14 protein-coding genes are annotated in these 15,380 nt (G+C 74.3%); 11 read left to right on the top strand and 3 right to left on the bottom strand.

Annotated elements, in window-relative coordinates:
- The first annotated feature begins 7 nt into the window (after window positions 1-7).
- Window positions 8-1,642, top strand: a complete 1,635-nt coding sequence (gene pgm / locus ACFYE3_RS13100) for a phosphoglucomutase (alpha-D-glucose-1,6-bisphosphate-dependent) (RefSeq protein ID WP_387609856.1) — start codon at window positions 8-10, stop codon at window positions 1,640-1,642.
- Here the strand turns inward: pgm and ACFYE3_RS13095 are convergent.
- Window positions 1,632-2,330 (bottom strand): metal-dependent transcriptional regulator, encoded by a 699-nt coding sequence (locus ACFYE3_RS13095; RefSeq protein ID WP_387609854.1) that lies wholly within the window; start codon window positions 2,328-2,330, stop codon window positions 1,632-1,634. The genes pgm and ACFYE3_RS13095 overlap by 11 nt on opposite strands.
- Before the next feature lie 219 nt (window positions 2,331-2,549).
- Here ACFYE3_RS13095 and ACFYE3_RS13090 point away from each other — a divergent pair, with 219 nt between their 5' ends.
- From ACFYE3_RS13090 to ACFYE3_RS13070, 5 genes are all read left to right on the top strand, one after another.
- Entirely contained in the window at window positions 2,550-3,083 is a 534-nt protein-coding gene (locus ACFYE3_RS13090) for a nickel-binding protein (protein ID WP_387609852.1), read from the top strand.
- Between the two features lie 128 nt (window positions 3,084-3,211).
- Window positions 3,212-4,303, top strand: coding sequence for an acyl-CoA dehydrogenase (locus ACFYE3_RS13085; RefSeq protein WP_387609851.1), 1,092 nt, complete (start codon window positions 3,212-3,214; stop codon window positions 4,301-4,303).
- Window positions 4,279-5,031, top strand: a complete 753-nt coding sequence (locus ACFYE3_RS13080) for an ABC transporter ATP-binding protein (protein ID WP_387609849.1) — start codon at window positions 4,279-4,281, stop codon at window positions 5,029-5,031. The genes ACFYE3_RS13085 and ACFYE3_RS13080 overlap by 25 nt, the downstream gene beginning before the upstream one ends.
- Window positions 5,028-6,209, top strand: coding sequence for an ABC transporter substrate-binding protein (locus tag ACFYE3_RS13075; protein ID WP_387609848.1), 1,182 nt, complete (start codon window positions 5,028-5,030; stop codon window positions 6,207-6,209). Before ACFYE3_RS13080 ends, ACFYE3_RS13075 begins: the two co-directional genes overlap by 4 nt.
- Complete coding sequence (locus tag ACFYE3_RS13070; RefSeq protein ID WP_387609845.1) at window positions 6,206-7,105, top strand: ABC transporter permease; 900 nt, start codon at window positions 6,206-6,208, stop codon at window positions 7,103-7,105. Before ACFYE3_RS13075 ends, ACFYE3_RS13070 begins: the two co-directional genes overlap by 4 nt.
- A 3-nt stretch (window positions 7,106-7,108) precedes the next feature.
- Here the strand turns inward: ACFYE3_RS13070 and ACFYE3_RS13065 are convergent, their stop codons facing one another.
- Both ACFYE3_RS13065 and ACFYE3_RS13060 read right to left on the bottom strand, forming a co-directional pair.
- The gene (locus tag ACFYE3_RS13065) at window positions 7,109-7,426 is read right to left on the bottom strand and encodes a CDGSH iron-sulfur domain-containing protein (protein WP_387609844.1); all 318 of its coding nucleotides are present in this window, start codon (window positions 7,424-7,426) and stop codon (window positions 7,109-7,111) included.
- The gene (locus ACFYE3_RS13060; protein ID WP_387609842.1) at window positions 7,423-8,484 is read right to left on the bottom strand and encodes an iron-containing redox enzyme family protein; all 1,062 of its coding nucleotides are present in this window, start codon (window positions 8,482-8,484) and stop codon (window positions 7,423-7,425) included. The genes ACFYE3_RS13065 and ACFYE3_RS13060 overlap by 4 nt, the downstream gene beginning before the upstream one ends.
- Window positions 8,485-8,675: 191 nt before the next feature.
- Between ACFYE3_RS13060 and ACFYE3_RS13055 the strand changes: the two genes are divergently transcribed.
- The 5 genes from ACFYE3_RS13055 to ACFYE3_RS13035 all read left to right on the top strand — a co-directional run bounded on the left by ACFYE3_RS13055 (window position 8,676) and on the right by ACFYE3_RS13035 (window position 15,353).
- Window positions 8,676-10,034 carry a uracil-xanthine permease family protein gene (locus tag ACFYE3_RS13055; RefSeq protein ID WP_387609841.1) on the top strand — a complete coding sequence of 453 codons (1,359 nt, stop codon included), beginning with the start codon at window positions 8,676-8,678 and terminating at the stop codon, window positions 10,032-10,034.
- Between the two features lie 148 nt (window positions 10,035-10,182).
- Window positions 10,183-10,584 (top strand): hypothetical protein, encoded by a 402-nt coding sequence (locus tag ACFYE3_RS13050; protein WP_387609839.1) that lies wholly within the window; start codon window positions 10,183-10,185, stop codon window positions 10,582-10,584.
- A gap of 38 nt (window positions 10,585-10,622) precedes the next feature.
- A complete protein-coding gene (locus ACFYE3_RS13045) occupies window positions 10,623-11,048 on the top strand; it encodes a four-helix bundle copper-binding protein (protein ID WP_387609837.1) in 426 nt (141 codons plus the stop codon).
- Window position 11,049: 1 nt separating this feature from the next.
- Window positions 11,050-13,467: a phosphoenolpyruvate synthase gene (gene ppsA, locus ACFYE3_RS13040; RefSeq protein ID WP_387609835.1), complete on the top strand. Its 2,418-nt coding sequence runs from the start codon at window positions 11,050-11,052 to the stop codon at window positions 13,465-13,467.
- On the top strand, window positions 13,464-15,353 hold the full coding sequence (locus ACFYE3_RS13035) for a heavy metal translocating P-type ATPase (RefSeq protein WP_387609832.1): 1,890 nt from the start codon (window positions 13,464-13,466) through the stop codon (window positions 15,351-15,353). Before ppsA ends, ACFYE3_RS13035 begins: the two co-directional genes overlap by 4 nt.
- Window positions 15,354-15,380: the final 27 nt, after the last annotated feature.

Raw genomic sequence — 15,380 nt, 5'->3', positions numbered from 1 at the left:
GGGCGCCATGACCAACCGTGCGGGCACCGTCGCCCAACCCAGTGACCTCGTCGACCTCGGCAAGCTCCTCGACGCCTACACCGACGTCGTGCCCGATCCCTTGGACCCGGACCAGCGCGTGGCGTTCGGCACGTCCGGGCACCGGGGCTCGTCCCTCAAGGCCTCGTTCAACGAACAGCACATCGCGGCGATCACGCAGGCCATCGTGGAGTACCGCGCCGGCCAGCGGATCACGGGCCCGCTGTTCATGGGCAAGGACACCCACGCCCTGTCCGGGCCCGCGCAGGACACCGCGCTCGAGGTGCTGGCCGCCAACGACGTCACCGTCCTGCTGGACTCCCGGGACGGCTACGTGCCCACCCCGGCGCTGTCCCACGCGATCCTGACCCACAACACGGGCCGGGCGGAGGGGATGGCCGACGGCATCGTCATCACTCCCTCGCACAACCCGCCCGGCGACGGCGGCTTCAAGTACAACCCGCCCAACGGCGGCCCCGCGGACTCCGACGCCACCGAGTGGATCGCCCAGCGCGCCAACCGGTTCCTCGAGAACGGCATGTCCGGGGTCCGCAGGGTCTCCCTGGCGCAGGCGCGGGCGGCGGAGACCACCGGCGGCTACGACTTCCTCGAGGAGTACGTGCGGACGCTGCCGGAGGTCGTCGACCTCGACGTGATCCGCGACTCCGGCCTGCACATCGGCGCGGACCCCATGGGCTCGGCCTCCGTGGCGTACTGGGGCGAGATCGCCCAGCGCTTCGGACTGAACATGACCGTGGTGAACCCGGCCGTGGACCCCCAGTGGGCGTTCATGACGCTCGACTGGGACGAGAAGATCCGGATGGACTGCTCCTCCCCGTCCGCCATGGCCTCGCTCATCGGCAACCGGGACAAGTACGACATCGCCACGGGCAACGACGCCGACACCGACCGCCACGGCATCGTGACCCCGGACGCCGGGCTGATGAACCCCAACCACTACCTGGCGGTGGCGATCGACTACCTCTTCCGCGAGCGCACCGGCTGGTCCCCGGACGCCGGGGTCGGCAAGACCCTGGTGTCCTCCTCGATCATCGACCGGGTGGCGGCCTCCCTGGGCCGGGAGCTCGTGGAGGTGCCGGTGGGCTTCAAGTGGTTCGTGCCCGGGCTGATGGACGGCTCGATCGGCTTCGGCGGCGAGGAGTCCGCGGGCGCGTCCTTCCTGCGCCGGGACGGCTCCGTGTGGTCCACCGACAAGGACGGGATCATCCTGGCCCTGCTGGCCTCGGAGATCACGGCCCGCACCGGGAAGACCCCGTCCCAGCGCTACGCGGAGCTCACCCAGGAGTTCGGCGCCCCCGTCTACCAGCGCATCGACGCCCCGGCGAGCCGGGACCAGAAGGCCGCCCTGAAGAAGCTCTCCCCGGCCCAGGTGGAGGCGGACGCCCTGGCCGGCGAGCAGATCACGGCGAAGCTGACCAACGCCCCCGGCAACGGCGCGGCGATCGGCGGGCTGAAGGTCACCACGAAGAACGCGTGGTTCGCGGCCCGGCCGTCCGGCACGGAGGACGTCTACAAGATCTACGCGGAGTCGTTCCTCGGCGAGGAGCACCTGCAGCAGGTCCAGCGCGAGGCCAAGGCGCTCGTGGACGGCGTCATCTCCTGACGGGCCCCGGAGGCGGTCCGGGACGGTCCCGGAGCCGGACCCAGACCGCCTCCGCGGCGAGGACGTCGACCTCGACGACGCCCCCGTCCACCACCACGGGCACCGCTCGGGACCGGTGCTCGCCGAGCACCAGTTCCGTCCCGGGCCGGATGCCGGCGGTCCCGAGCCGTCGCAGCACGCCCGGGTCCGCGTCCGAGACCCGGGCCACCACCACGGGGCTGCCCGGCGGGACGTCGGCCAGGAGCACGGCCGGGGCGGACGGCACGGTGCCGTCCCGCCGCGGGATCGGGTCGCCGTGCGGATCCCGCTCCGGGTGGCCCAGGAGGGCATCCAGCCGGGCGACGAACCTCTCGCTCACGGCGTGCTCGAGGACCTCGGCCTCCTCGTGCACCTCGTCCCAGGCGTAGCCGAGGTGGCCGGTGAGGAACGCCTCGAGGATCCGGTGGCGCCGCACCATCTGGACGGCGACGTCCCGGCCGCGGTCGGTGAGGGCGATGCCGCCGTGGGCGGGCCGGCTCAGGAGCCCCTGGGCCGTGAGCTTCTTGACGGCCTCCGACACGGTGGACGGGGACAGGCCCAGCCGCTGGGCGAGCCCGGTGGTCGTCACGGCGTCCGAGGACCACTCCTGGGCCAACCAGACGGTCTTGAGGCAGTCCTGGACGGACCGGTTCAGTTCTTCCGCGCGCACTCCCCCAGGCTAGCGACCGGAGAGCGGTGGCGCGTGCCGGCGGACGGACGGGGGCGCATTGTCCACCGGACGGACCCGTGGGGCGAGGAGGACCCGCACAGGAACCCCATGTTGCGAAGTGTGACGGATTCCGGGACCTTCCGAGGGCGGGAGCCTAGCCTGGCAGGAGTGCCCGAGCGGCTCCGACGTCGCAGCCCCGCCCCTTCCGGAAGGAACCCCATGTCTCTCCACCTGCTCGAGATCGTTCCCGCCTCCGCGTCCAAGGACGCCGTGACCCAGCTCATCGCCACGGTCTCCGAGGCCGTCTCCGCGGCGGGCGCCGAGTTCATCGAGTCCCAGGTCACGGCCGACCACGGACGGGTGTTCGTGATCGTCGAGGCCGACAGCGCCGAGGACCTCGCCCAGACGGTGCGCACCGCCGCCGGGGACGCCGCCGCGGAGGTGACGGGCCCCGACGCGGTCCGCCTCGTGGGCGCCGAGCTCGACGACATCAAGAAGCTCAAGGGCGACGCCCAGTTCCTGGTGGAGTGGGACATCCCCGCCGAGATCACCATGGAGCAGTACCTGGCGCGCAAGAAGGCCAACTCCCCGAAGTACGCCGAGGTCCCCGAGGTCTCCTTCCTGCGCACCTACGTGCGCGAGGACACCGCCAAGTGCCTGTGCTTCTACAACGCCCCCGACGAGGCGTCCGTGGAGCGCGCCCGCCAGGCCGTGGGCACCCCGTTCGACCGGCTGTTCAAGCTCAACGTCTGAGGGGTCGCAGCACCCGACGGCACGGCGGTCCCCACGAGCCGGGGACCGCCGTGTCGTGCTTCCCACCCCGGGCCCGCCCGCCGTGCGGGCCGGCCCCGCCCCGCACTCCCCCGGCAGAACGGACCACCATGACCCAGTCCACGCGATCCCCGTCCGCGGCCGGTGCGCCGGCCCCCGGGAGCCGGCCGCTGCTCGCGCCGCTCGTCGACTACCCGGACCACGACCTCGTCCGCCGCACCGCCGCGGCCCGGGCCCGCGACGTCGACTCGGCCGCCGCCTCCCCGCTGGAGACCCTGCGCGAAATGGGCGCCCGGGGACTGCTGGACCTCGGCCTGACCGGGTCGCTGGCACCGCAGGCCGCCGTCGTGTTCGACCTCGCCACCGAGTGCACCGCCACGGCGTTCTCCCTGTGGGCCCACCGGGCGACCGTCGAGTACCTCGCCGCCACGGGGACGGAGATCCCCGAGGACGTGCGGTCCGGGGCCGTGCCCGGCTGCTCGGCGATGGCGCCGGCCTTCAAGGACGCGGCCGGCATCGGGGAGATCCCCGTGACGCTGAGCGCCGGCGCGTCGGGTCCGGTCCTGGACGGCACCGTTCCCTGGGCCTCCAACCTGTACCCCGAGGGCGTCGTGGTGCTGCCCGCCGTCCGCGAGGACGGCACGCGCGTGGTGGTCCGGACCCGGGTCTCGGCGCCCGGCGTGAGGGTGCGGCTGCTCGAGAACCTGATGGCGCTCAACGCGACGGCCTCGGGCGTGCTCGTGCTCGAGGCCGTGGCCGTGGACCCCGCCGAGGACCTGCTGAGCGAGGACGTCCCGTCCTTCCTCGCCGCCGTCCGCGGCCCGTTCCTGCTGCTGCAGACCGCGTTCTGCCTCGGCCTCTCCGCCGCCGCGCTGACCGCCGCGCACGAGGCCCTGCAGGGCGTCGCCGAGGTGTTCCGGGAGGAGCTCGAGGAGGCCACCGCCGAGTACCGGCGCCTGCGCGCCGAGCTGCTGCGCCTGGCCGAGACGCCCCGGGAGGCCGGCCCCCGGGAGCTGTTCTCCCTCCGGCTGGACGCCGGACTGCTCACGGGCCGGGCCACCCGGATCGAGGCGAAGATCGTGGGCGGGCGCGGCTACGCCATGTCCTGCCCCACGGCGCGCCGGGCCCGCGAGGCCGCGTTCCTGCCCGTCCAGTCCCCCACGGAAGGACACCTGCGGTGGGTGCTGCAGAACCTGGCCTGAGCCGCGCCGCGCCCGCGCTCACCGTCCGCGGGCTGCGCAAGAGCTACCCGGGAGCCGCCGCCCCCGCCCTCGACGGGGTGGACCTCACCCTGCGCAACGGCGAGACCTTCGCGGTGCTGGGCCCCAGCGGGTCCGGGAAGTCCACGCTGCTGCGGGCGATCGCCGGGCTCGAGCCCCTGGACGGTGGCAGCATCGAGTTCGGCAGGGCCGACGAGCGCTTCGCCGTCGTCTTCCAGGACCCCGGGCTGTTCCCCTGGCTGTCGGTGCGCGAGAACATCGCCCTCGGCGGCCGGTACCGGCGCAACCGCGACCGCTTCGAGGACTCCCGCGTGGACGACCTGCTCGGGATCCTCGGCCTGGCCCCGCTGGCGCACACCCCCGTCCAGGAGCTCTCCGGCGGGCAGGCCCAGCGCGTCTCGGTGGGCCGCGCGCTCGCGGTGCGCCCCGACGTGCTCCTGCTCGACGAGCCGTTCAGCGCCCTGGACCCGGCGACCCGCAAGGACCTCCAGCTGTGGCTGCGCGGGCTCGCGACCGAGCTCGACCTGACGGTCTTCCTCGTGACGCACGACGTCGACGAGGCCATCACCCTCGGCGACCGGATCGGCTTCTTCGCCGGTCCGCGCGGGTTCCGGCAGCAGTGGGTGCCGGCGCAGGACGGCACGACGGCCGAGCAGATCCTCGCCCACTACCGCGGGGCCGACGACGGCCTCGGGAACTGGGTCATATGAGCGCCGGCGGGCCGAGCCGGCGGGTCCTGCTGCGGGCCGGGGCGGGGGCCGCGGCCCTCACCGGGCTCGGCTGGGGCGCCGGCTCCCTCTACGCGGGCAGCCAGCAGGACGCCCGCGGCTCGGCGGACCCGGAGCGCCCGGTGCGGATCGGCTACCTCCCGATCACGGACGCCTCCCCCCTGCTGGTCGCCCACGCGAACGGGTACTACGACGACGCCGCCGTCCCGGTGGCCGACCCCGTGCTCTTCCGCAGCTGGTCGTCGCTGTCCGAGGCGTTCGTGGCCGGCAAGGTGGACGCGATCCACCTGCTGATGCCCATGGCCCTGTACATGCGCTACGGACTGCGGGCCGACGTGCGCATCACCGCGTGGAACCACACCAACGGCTCCGCGCTGACGGTCCGCCCGGACGTGGCCGAGGTCGGCGACCTGGCCGGGGAGTCCGTGGCGATCCCGGCGTGGTGGTCCGTGCACAACGTGGTGGTCCAGAAGCTGCTGCGCGCCGCGGGCCTGACCCCGGTGATGCGCGAGAGCCCGTCCCGGGCGCGGCGCACGGTGGCCCTGCTGCCCATGGCCCCCTCGGACATGCTCCCCGCGCTGAACAACGGCGTGATCGGCGGGTACGTGGTGGCCGACCCGTTCAACGCCGCCGCCGAGGCGCGGAAGGTGGGGCACATCCACCGGTTCCTCGGCGACGTGTGGCGCGACCACGCGTGCTGTGTGACCATGATGCGCGGCGAGCTCCTCCGCAACCGCCCCGCGCACGCCGCCGGCTTCATGGACGCCCTCGTCCGGGCCCAGGCCTGGGCCCGGCAGAACCGCCCCGAGACCGCGGCGCTGCTGGCCGCCGGCTACCTCCCCCAGCCCCGGCCCGTGATCGAGCAGGCCCTGACCTACTCCGCCGCCGAGCACGAGGACGCGCTGCAGCACCCGGGCTGGCACGGCGAGCGCCTGGACTTCCGCCCCTACCCGTACGCGAGCTTCACCGAGGAGCTGGTGCGCGCCATGCAGGACACCGTCGTCGACGCCCCGGCGGGGTTCCTCGACGGACTGGACCCGGCGCTCGTCCACCAGGAGCTCGTCGACGACACGCTCGTGACCCGCAGCATCGAGAAGGCCGGCGGCCTCGGCGCCTTCGGCCTGACCGGCACCACCCGGACCGAGGAGATCAGCGCATGAGCGCGCCGCACCCCGCCCCGCAGCACGTCCCGGGGACCCCCACCGACCTCGACGACGTCGCCCGCACCGGCCCGTCCCGCACCGGTCCCCCCCGGCCCGGCCCGGCCGGGTCCGCTCCCGCGCGGACGGCCCGGCGCACCGGGTCCCGCTGGACGGGCCCCGCCTGGGGGGTCTTCGGGGTGCTTGTCACGATCGCCGTGTGGTGGGCGTTCACCCACGCCGCGGCCGGGGCGAACACCATGATCGCCGCCTTCCAGCCCGAGCGCATGCCCGGTGCCGTGGCCTCGCTGGTCGAGCGGGGGGTGGTGGTCCAGGACGGTCTGACGAGCCTGTGGCGCCTGCTGTGCGGGCTGGCCGTCGCCACGGGCCTGGGCGTGCCGCTGGGCCTGCTCATCGGCTCCTACCGCCGCTTCCGGTGGACCAGCGCCCCGGTGGTGCAGTTCCTGCGCATGGTCTCCCCGCTGTCCTGGGCGCCGGTGGCCGTGGCGCTGCTGGGGGTGGGCAACGCCCCCGTGATCTTCCTCGTGGCCGCCGCCGCGATCTGGCCGATCACCATGAACACGGCCGCGGGCGTCAAGGCCCTGGACCCGCTGCACCTGCGGGTCGCCGAGACGCTCGGGGCCACCCCGGCCGAGCGGCTGCGCACCGTGGTGCTGCCCAGCATCCGGCCGTACGTCATGACCGGGGTGCGGCTCGCCCTGGGGATCTCGTGGGTGGTGATCGTCCCGGCCGAGATGCTCGGGGTCAGCAGCGGTCTGGGCTACGAGATCCTCAACGCCCGCGACCGGCTGGCCTACGACGAGATGCTCGTGGTGATCCTCGTCATCGGCCTGCTGGGCATGGCACTGGACCAGCTCGCGCAGTGGCTGCTGCGGGAACCGGGCCCGCGCCGCTGAGCCTCAGCGGGCCCGGAATCGGGCCCGCTTGTGCGAGCCGTCGCAGAACGGCTTGATGGACGACGCCCCGCAGCGGCACAGCGCCACGGTGGCGCGCCCGGGGTCGATGGGCCGGTCGTCGCCGTCCAGCAGCTCATAGCCTCCCCGCACCAGCAGCGGGCCGTCGGGACACACGGTGATCGTCACCGGCTCACCGGCCCCGGCAGCCGCGGCCGGCCCGGGATCGAGGACCGGGGCGGGGCCGGGGAGCGGCGCGGGACCGGGGGCCGAGCCGGGGTCCGGGGCCGCCCCGGACCCCTCGGGGCGGTGCTCCCCGCTCACCGGACGAGCTCCGCGGCGCCGCGCCGGGACGGCTCCGCCGTGGCCGGGCGCAGCGCCGACTCCCCCGCCTCCCACCGCGCGAGCGCCTGGCGGGCGGCGAGCGCGTCCAGGTGCAGGACGCAGCGCGCGCCGAAGAAGACGTCCGCCGCGACGGCGGGGTCCTCGACCACGAGGCCCCCGGCCATGTCCCGGGCCGCGATCTGCTCGTGGGCGGCGTCGGCCTCGACGTGCTCGTCGTAGAAGGCGGCCGCGGCGGGCAGCCCCAGGCGGTGGAAGCCGCGCGCCAGGAACTTGGAGGGCACGGAGGACGTCATCTCGTACATCGCCAGGTGCCCCACCACCGCGCCGCGCAGCCGGCGGTGCAGACCGAACATCGTGACGGTGTTGAACCCGGCGAGCCACTCGGCGGGCACCCGGTCGACGGCGCTGCCGTAGGAGTCGTCGAGGCCGGCCTCGCGCATCCCGGCCGCGAACAGGGCCGAGTGCATGCGCAGGGCGTTGCCGCCGCCGTACTCGTCGACCTGGATCTCGATGAGGCCGGCCTTCGCCCGGCCGCTCAGCCGCGGAATGCCCCAGGTGTGCGGATCGCCCTCCATGAGCTGGTAGACGGACTTCAGCTGCAGGAACTCCCGTGCCTGCCCGGCGTCCGCCCGGCCGGAGAGGTGGCGCGCGAGGCTCGGGCCGTCGTCGTCGGCGGCCATGGCGAACAGGGCGTCGGCGACCGACTGCGGCGTGCCGGGAACGGTGTCGGCGGGCAGCTCGGCGCGCAGCTGCGCCTCGAGCGCACCGGAGAGGACCTCCCGCGCGCGCAGCAGCTCGGGGTCGCTCTCCCAGCGGTCGTCGACCCCGTCGACGCCCTGGTAGTGCAAGGCGTGCAGGACGAACAGGCTGAGCTGGACGTCGTCGTCGGCGAGCACGCCGTCCGCGCGGGACACGGCGGCACGGGCGGCCGCCGGCAGCGCCCCGGCCCGGGCCTCGGCCCCGGGGGTGCCGGGCTCCTCCTGGAGCACCGCGAGGAGGTCCTCGCCGAGCGGCCCTCGTGGCTGTGGCTGACGCATGTGTCGACTCCTGTCCGGACGGTGCGGCTGATCGCCCTCCATCATAGTGACCATCACCGTGCTGATCATATGGACGGCGTCCGACACCGCCCGGGCACCGGGCCCGGGGCCCCTCTCCGCCCGGCGGGGGCACCGAGTACAGTGGTGGAGGCCCGGATCCGGGCTCCCACCCCGCCGTCGAGGAGACCCGCATGAGTTCCCCCGTGCCCGGACCCACCACCGCCACCCGCCTCGGCCTGGGCTGGCGCCTCCACGGCGACGGCCGCACCGTCACCGCCGGGGAGGTCGTGAGGCCGCGGGAGCGGCTCACCTGGCCCCGCACGGTCGCCATCGGCGCGCAGCACGTGGTCGCCATGTTCGGCGCCACGTTCCTGGTGCCGCTGATCACGGGCTTCCCGCCCTCCACCACGCTGTTCTTCTCCGGCGTGGGCACGATCCTCTTCCTGGTGATCACCGCGGGCCGGGTGCCGTCCTACCTCGGCTCGTCCTTCGCGTTCATCGCCCCCATCACCGCCTCGATGAACCAGTACGGCCCCGGCGGCGCGCTGGGCGGAGTCCTCATGGCGGGCGCGGCGCTGTTCCTCATCGGCCTGGTGGTGCAGTTCGCGGGCACGGCCTGGCTCCAGAAGCTCATGCCGCCGCTGGTCACGGGCACCATCGTGGCGCTCATCGGGTTCAACCTGGCGCCGTCCGCGAAGGACAACTTCATGGCCTCCCCGGTCACCGGGTTCGTGACCCTGGCGTCCATCGTGCTGATCTCGGTGGTCCTCCGCGGCCTGCCCGGCCGGCTGTCGATCCTGCTCGGCGTGCTGATCGGCTACCTGACGGCGGTGGTCCGGGGCGAGGTGGACTTCTCCGCGGTCGGCGCCGCGTGGCAGGAGCAGGGGCTCTTCGGGCTGCCCCCGTTCCAGGCCCCCGAGTTCCACCTGCCCCTGATGGGCCTGTTCGTCCCCGTCATCCTCGTGCTGGTCGCCGAGAACATCGGGCACGTGAAGTCCGTTGCCCTCATGACCGGCGACGACCTCGACCCGTACATGGGGCGCGCGATCATGTCCGACGGCCTCGCCACCGTGATCGCCGGCTCGGGCGGCGGCTCGGGCACCACGACCTACGCCGAGAACATCGGCGTCATGGCGGCCACCCGCGTCTACTCGACGGCGGCCTACTGGGTCGCCGCCGGCGTGGCGATCCTGCTGAGCGTCTTCCCGGTCTTCGGCGCCGCCGTGGCCACCGTCCCCGCGGGAGTGCTGGGCGGAGCCGCCACGGTGCTGTACGGGATGATCGGCATGCTCGGGGTGCGGATCTGGGTGCAGAACCGCGTGGACTTCTCGAACCCGGTCAACCTCACCACCGCCGCGGTGGCCATGATCATCGGGGTCGCCGACTACACGTGGGAGGCCTCCGGGCTGCAGTTCGCGGGCATCGCCCTCGGCACCGCGGCCACGCTCGTGGTCTACCACCTCATGGCGGCCCTGGCCCGCGTGCGGGGGACGGTGAGCAGCGATCCGCTCGCCCCCGACACCACGCGGCTGCCCTCACCCCTGGGCTGACGGCTGCGGGGCACCCCTTACTCGTCGGTAGACGAAATGTGCCGATGAGAGGCCACCATTCTTGGTGACCCACGTCTCCTTTCCCCTAGCGTGGAGTGCGGGAGGGCCGAGCAGCCGGCCGCGCACCACGAGCTGCAGGGGAGAAACCATGCACCACAAACCGTCCGTTCTCGTCCAGGTCGACCTCGACGGCAGGCACGTCCGGCTCCTGGTCAGCGGGTGCGTCACCGAGCTCAACCACCGGGCCCTGTGCCCCCTGGTCCGCCGCGCCCGCACCCTGGTGCCGGGCATCGCCGTGGTCGTGGACCTCACCACCGCCCACCACGTCGAACCGGCCGCCGTGGACCTGTTGCGCTGGGCCGCGGAGCACGAGGACGCCGTGCGCGGCACGCCCGCCGTCGACTTCGTGCTCCCCGACGAGCTCCCCGGCCACGGCACCGTGACCCGGCTCGCCGGGTGGACGGGCGCCCGCCGCCGCCCGCGGGTCCCCGAGCAGGCGCGCCCGGGGGTGCGGGCCGGGGCCGCTCCGAGGCCCCGCCTCGCGGGCTGAACCGCCCCGTACCGGTCCGACCAGATGGAGGACACCCCGTGAGCACGATCAGCCGCGCCCTGATGGCGCACCCCGCCGCCCCCGAGCTCTCGCGCGAGGAGCGGGCGGCCGAGGCGCGGTGCATCGAGGCGTGCCTCGAGGCCGCCCAGATCTGCCGGGTCGGCGCCGACGCCTGCGTGGAGGAGGACGCCGTCGCGGACCTGCGCGACTGCCTGCGCGCCGAGCAGGACTGCGCGGTGATCTGCTCGGCCACCGCCCAGGTGCTGGCCCGCCTCGGCTTCCCGGAGCCCGGGGACGGCCGGGCCGTGCTGGTGCCGCTGCTCGGGGCGTGCCGGGCGGCGGCCCGGGCGTGCCGGGACGCGTGCCGCAAGCACGCCGAGGTCTACGAGCACTGCGCCCTCGTGGCCGAGGCGTGCGAGCGCTGCGACGAGGCCTGCGGGGCCCTGGTGGCCCGGAGAAGCTGACGTGGCCGCCCCCGAGGTCCACTGGTTCGAGGAGCTCGGGATCACGGACGTCCCCCGGGTGGGCGGCAAGAACGCCTCCCTCGGGGAGATGGTCCGGGAGCTGGTGTCCCGGGGGGTGCGCGTGCCGGGCGGCTTCGCCACCACCGCGGACGCCTACCGGTCCTACGTGAAGGCCAACGGGATCGGGCCCGCCCTGCGGGACCGGCTCGAGGACCACCGCGCGGGCCGCGCGACGCTGCGGGGGACCGGCGCCGCCGTGCGCGCGCTGTTCCTGCGCGGCGAGTTCCCCGCGGAGACGGCGCGGCAGATCCGGCAGTACTACCGGGAGCTCGCCGAGCGCACCGGCCGCGCCGACCTGTCCGTGGCCGTGCGCAGCAGCGCGACCGCGGAGGACCTCCCGGACGCGAGCTTCGCCGGCCAGCAGGAGACCTTCCTCGACGTGGTGGGCGAGGACGAGCTGCTGGAGGCGTGCCGGAGGTGCTACGCGTCCCTGTTCACGGACCGGGCGATCACCTACCGGGAGCTCAAGCGGTTCGACCACCTCGCGGTCGCGCTGTCCGTCGGCGTGCAGGAGATGGTGCGGGCGGACCTCGGCTGCTCCGGGGTGATGTTCTCGATCGACACCGAGAGCGGCTTCCCGCGCGTGGCCGTGATCAGCGCGACGTGGGGCCTGGGCGAGACAGTGGTGCAGGGCACCGTGGACCCGGACAAGTACCTCGTCTTCAAGCCCCTCCTCGACGTGGCGGAGGCCCCGATCGTGGAGCGGACCCGGGGGGCCAAGCTGCACAAGCTCGTCCACGACGACGACGCCCCTGCCGGCGCCGCCGCCACCCGGCTCGTGCAGACCTCCCCCGCGGAGCGGCAGGCGTGGGTGCTCGACGATGCCGACGTCCTGCAGCTCGGCCGCTGGGCCGTGCTCGTCGAGGACCACTACGGCCGCCCCATGGACCTGGAGTGGGCGAAGGACGGCCTGACGGGCGAGCTGTTCCTGCTGCAGGCCCGGCCGGAGACCGTCCAGGCCGGTCGCAGCGGGACCCGCTTCACGGTCCACCACCTCCGGGGCAGGGGACGCGTGCTCGCGGTGGGCGCCGCGGTCGGGGACGCCGTGGCGACCGGCCCGGCGTGCGTGGTGCGCACCGCGGCGGACATCGAGTCGTTCCGGGACGGGTCGGTGCTCGTCACCGAGATGACGGACCCGGACTGGGTCCCGGTGATGAAGCGTGCCGCCGCGATCGTCACCGACCACGGCGGAACCACCAGCCACGCGGCGATCGTCAGCCGGGAGCTGGGCCTGCCCGCCGTCGTCGGGACCGGCGACGCCTCCCGGACGATCCCGGAGGACCAGGAGCTGACGGTCTCCTGCGCGGAGGGCGACCGGGGCACCGTCTACGAGGGCACCCTCGCGTTCGACGTGGAGGAGGTCGACCTCGGGGAGCTGCCGGACGCGCGCACCGCGATCATGGTCAACGTGGCGAGTCCCGCCGCGGTCCTCCGCTGGTGGCGGCTGCCGGCCGACGGGGTGGGGCTTGCCCGGATGGAGTTCGTCGTCAACAACATCGTCGAGGTCCACCCCATGGCCCTCGTGCACCCGGAGCGGGTCCGGGACGAAGCGGACCGGCGACGGATCGCGCAGCTCACGCAGGGCTTCCCGGACGGGCCGGAGTACTTCGTGCAGACGCTGGCGCTGGGCCTCGCCAAGCTCGCCGCCCCGTACCACCCCCGGCCGGTGATCGTGCGGCTCAGCGACTTCAAGACCAACGAGTACGCGCACCTCGTGGGCGGGGCGGCCTTCGAGGAGCCCGAGGAGAACCCGATGCTCGGGTTCCGGGGGGCCTCCCGCTACTACGACCCCCGGTACCGCGAGGGCTTCGCCCTCGAGTGCCGGGCGCTGCGGCGGGTCCGCGAGCGCATCGGCTTCGACAACGTGGTGGTCATGGTCCCGTTCTGCCGCACCGTGGCGGAGGCGGACCGGGTCCTGGCCACGATGGCCGGGCACGGTCTCGAGCGCGGGCGGCACAGCCTGAAGGTGTACATGATGTGCGAGATCCCCTCCAACGTGGTCCTGGCCGAGCAGTTCGCCACCCGGTTCGACGGCTTCTCCATCGGCTCCAACGACCTCACGCAGCTCGTCCTGGGCGTGGACCGGGACGCGGAGGCCCTGCGCGCGCTGTTCGACGAGCGGGACGAGGCCGTGACCCGGATGATCAGCGAGGCGATCCGCAAGGCCCACGCCGCGGGCATCCCCATCGGCATCTGCGGCCAGGGTCCCAGCAACCACCCCGACTTCGCCGAGTTCCTGGTGCGGGAGGGGATCGACTCGATCTCCCTGAACCCGGACAGCTTCCTGCGCACCGCGCGGCGGATCGCCGAGACCGAGCGGCGCCTCGCGGCCGGGCCCGGGAGCACGATGGACGCATGAGCCTCTCCGTGGGCGCACGCCCGGACCTGGACGTCGACCCCGGCCGCGCGGGACGGCTGCTCGAGTTCCCGCGGCGCTACCCGCTCGTGGCCGTGACCCTGGCCGTGGGCGCCGGGGTCGTGGGGCTGCTGGTCGCCGAGCTGCCGGGGCCGGCGCAGTGGCTGGGCTCCGGCTGGGCCCTGGCCGTGGCCGCCCGGGTGGCGTGGGGCATGGTCGAGGACATCATCGCCGGGCACTGGGGCGTGGACCTGCTGGCCGTCACCGCGATCAGCTCCACCGTGGCGGTCGGCGAGTACCTGGCGTCCCTCGTGGTCGTCCTCATGCTCACCGGGGGCCAGGCCCTCGAGGACTACGCCGCGAACCGGGCCCGCAAGGAGCTCAACGCGCTGCTCGAGCGGGCCCCCGTGCTCGCCCACCGGCTGGGCCCGGACGGGTCCGTCCAGGACGTCCCGGTCGAGGAGGTCCGGCCCGGGGACGAGCTGATGGTCCGCCCCGCCGAGGTCGTCCCCGTGGACGGCCTGCTGCTCGGCGCGGAGGCCGACTTCGACGAGTCCTCCATCACCGGGGAGAGCCTGCCCGTGACCCACCGCGCCGGCGAGCAGGTGCTCTCCGGCGCCCTGAACGAGCAGCAGGCCGTGGTGCTGCGGGCCACCGTGACCGCGGCGGACAGCCAGTACTCCCAGATCGTGGCGATGGTGCGCGAGGCCGCCGAGTCCCGGGCGCCGGTGGTGCGCCTGGCCGACCGCTACGCCGTGCCCTTCACCGCGTTCGCGTTCCTCGTGGCCGGGCTGGCGTGGTGGTACCACGGGGACCCGGTGGTCTTCGCCGAGGTGCTCGTGGTGGCCACCCCCTGCCCGCTGCTGATCGCCGCTCCCGTGGCGTTCCTGGGCGGGATGAGCCGCGCGGCGCGCAACGGCGTCATCATCAAGAACGCCGGGACCCTCGAGCGGCTCGCGGCGGTGCGCACCGTGGCCTTCGACAAGACCGGGACGATCACCTACGGCCGCCCCGAGCTGCTCGCCGTCCACGCCCGTCCCCCCTTCCCGGAGGACGAGCTGCTGCGCCTGACGGCGTCCGCCGAGCAGTACTCCTCCCACGTGCTCTCCGCCTCGGTGCGGGACGCCGCGCTCGCCCGGGGGCTGGAGCCGGCCCCGGCCGCGGAGGCCCACGAGGAGGCCACCCACGGGGTCACCGCCACCGTGGAGGGGCGCCGGGTGGTGGTCGGCAAGCGCGCCCACGTGGCCCGCTCCGCCCCGGGTGTGCTCGAGCAGGCGCTCGCTCCGGGCGAGCTGGCCGTCTACGTGTCCGTGGACGGCCGCTTCGCCGGCACCCTGGTGATGAGCGACCAGGTGCGCGAGGACGCCGCGGCCACGATGGCCGAGCTGACCGGGCTCGGGGTGCGGGAGATCCTCGTGCTCAGCGGTGACGCCCGCGCCACCGTCGAGCACGTCGCCGCGGCGCTGGGCATCACCCGGGTGCTGCCCGAGTGCCTGCCCGAGGACAAGGTCCGCACCGTCCGGAGCGCCCCGCACCGTCCGGTGCTCATGGTCGGCGACGGCGTCAACGACGCCCCCGTGCTCGCCGCCGCCGACGTCGGCGTCGCGATGGGCGCCCGCGGCGCGACCGCCGCCAGCGAGTCCGCCGACGTCGTGATCCTCACCGAGGACCTCGCCAGGACCGCGACCGCGGTGCGGATCGGCCGGCGCACCATGCAGGTGGCCCTGCAGAGCATCTGGCTGGGCATCGCCCTGTCCGTGGTGCTCATGCTCGTGGCCGCCACCGGGGCGATCCCGGCGATCTTCGGCGCCCTCAGCCAGGAGGTCGTGGACCTCCTGGCCATCCTCAACGCCCTGCGCGCCCTGCGGGGGCCACGCGGCGAGCGGTGACGGGCCGCTGCCCTGCCGGACCGTCCC

The organism is Kocuria arenosa (assembly GCF_042879215.1).
GTDB classification, from domain to species: domain Bacteria; phylum Actinomycetota; class Actinomycetes; order Actinomycetales; family Micrococcaceae; genus Kocuria; species Kocuria arenosa.
This window is presented reverse-complemented; position numbering and strand designations above follow the sequence as displayed.

What these genes read in the sequence shown, in the direction of transcription:
- pgm (WP_387609856.1), top strand. Translation starts at nt 8, where the DNA reads ATGACCAACCGTGCGGGCACCGTCGCCCAACCCAGTGACCTCGTCGAC.
- ACFYE3_RS13090 (WP_387609852.1), top strand. Translation starts at nt 2,550, where the DNA reads ATGTCTCTCCACCTGCTCGAGATCGTTCCCGCCTCCGCGTCCAAGGAC.
- ACFYE3_RS13085 (WP_387609851.1), top strand. Translation starts at nt 3,212, where the DNA reads ATGACCCAGTCCACGCGATCCCCGTCCGCGGCCGGTGCGCCGGCCCCC.
- ACFYE3_RS13075 (WP_387609848.1), top strand. Translation starts at nt 5,028, where the DNA reads ATGAGCGCCGGCGGGCCGAGCCGGCGGGTCCTGCTGCGGGCCGGGGCG.
- ACFYE3_RS13070 (WP_387609845.1), top strand. Translation starts at nt 6,206, where the DNA reads ATGAGCGCGCCGCACCCCGCCCCGCAGCACGTCCCGGGGACCCCCACC.
- ACFYE3_RS13060 (WP_387609842.1), bottom strand. Translation starts at nt 8,484, where the DNA reads ATGCGTCAGCCACAGCCACGAGGGCCGCTCGGCGAGGACCTCCTCGCG.
- ACFYE3_RS13055 (WP_387609841.1), top strand. Translation starts at nt 8,676, where the DNA reads ATGAGTTCCCCCGTGCCCGGACCCACCACCGCCACCCGCCTCGGCCTG.
- ACFYE3_RS13050 (WP_387609839.1), top strand. Translation starts at nt 10,183, where the DNA reads ATGCACCACAAACCGTCCGTTCTCGTCCAGGTCGACCTCGACGGCAGG.
- ACFYE3_RS13035 (WP_387609832.1), top strand. Translation starts at nt 13,464, where the DNA reads ATGAGCCTCTCCGTGGGCGCACGCCCGGACCTGGACGTCGACCCCGGC.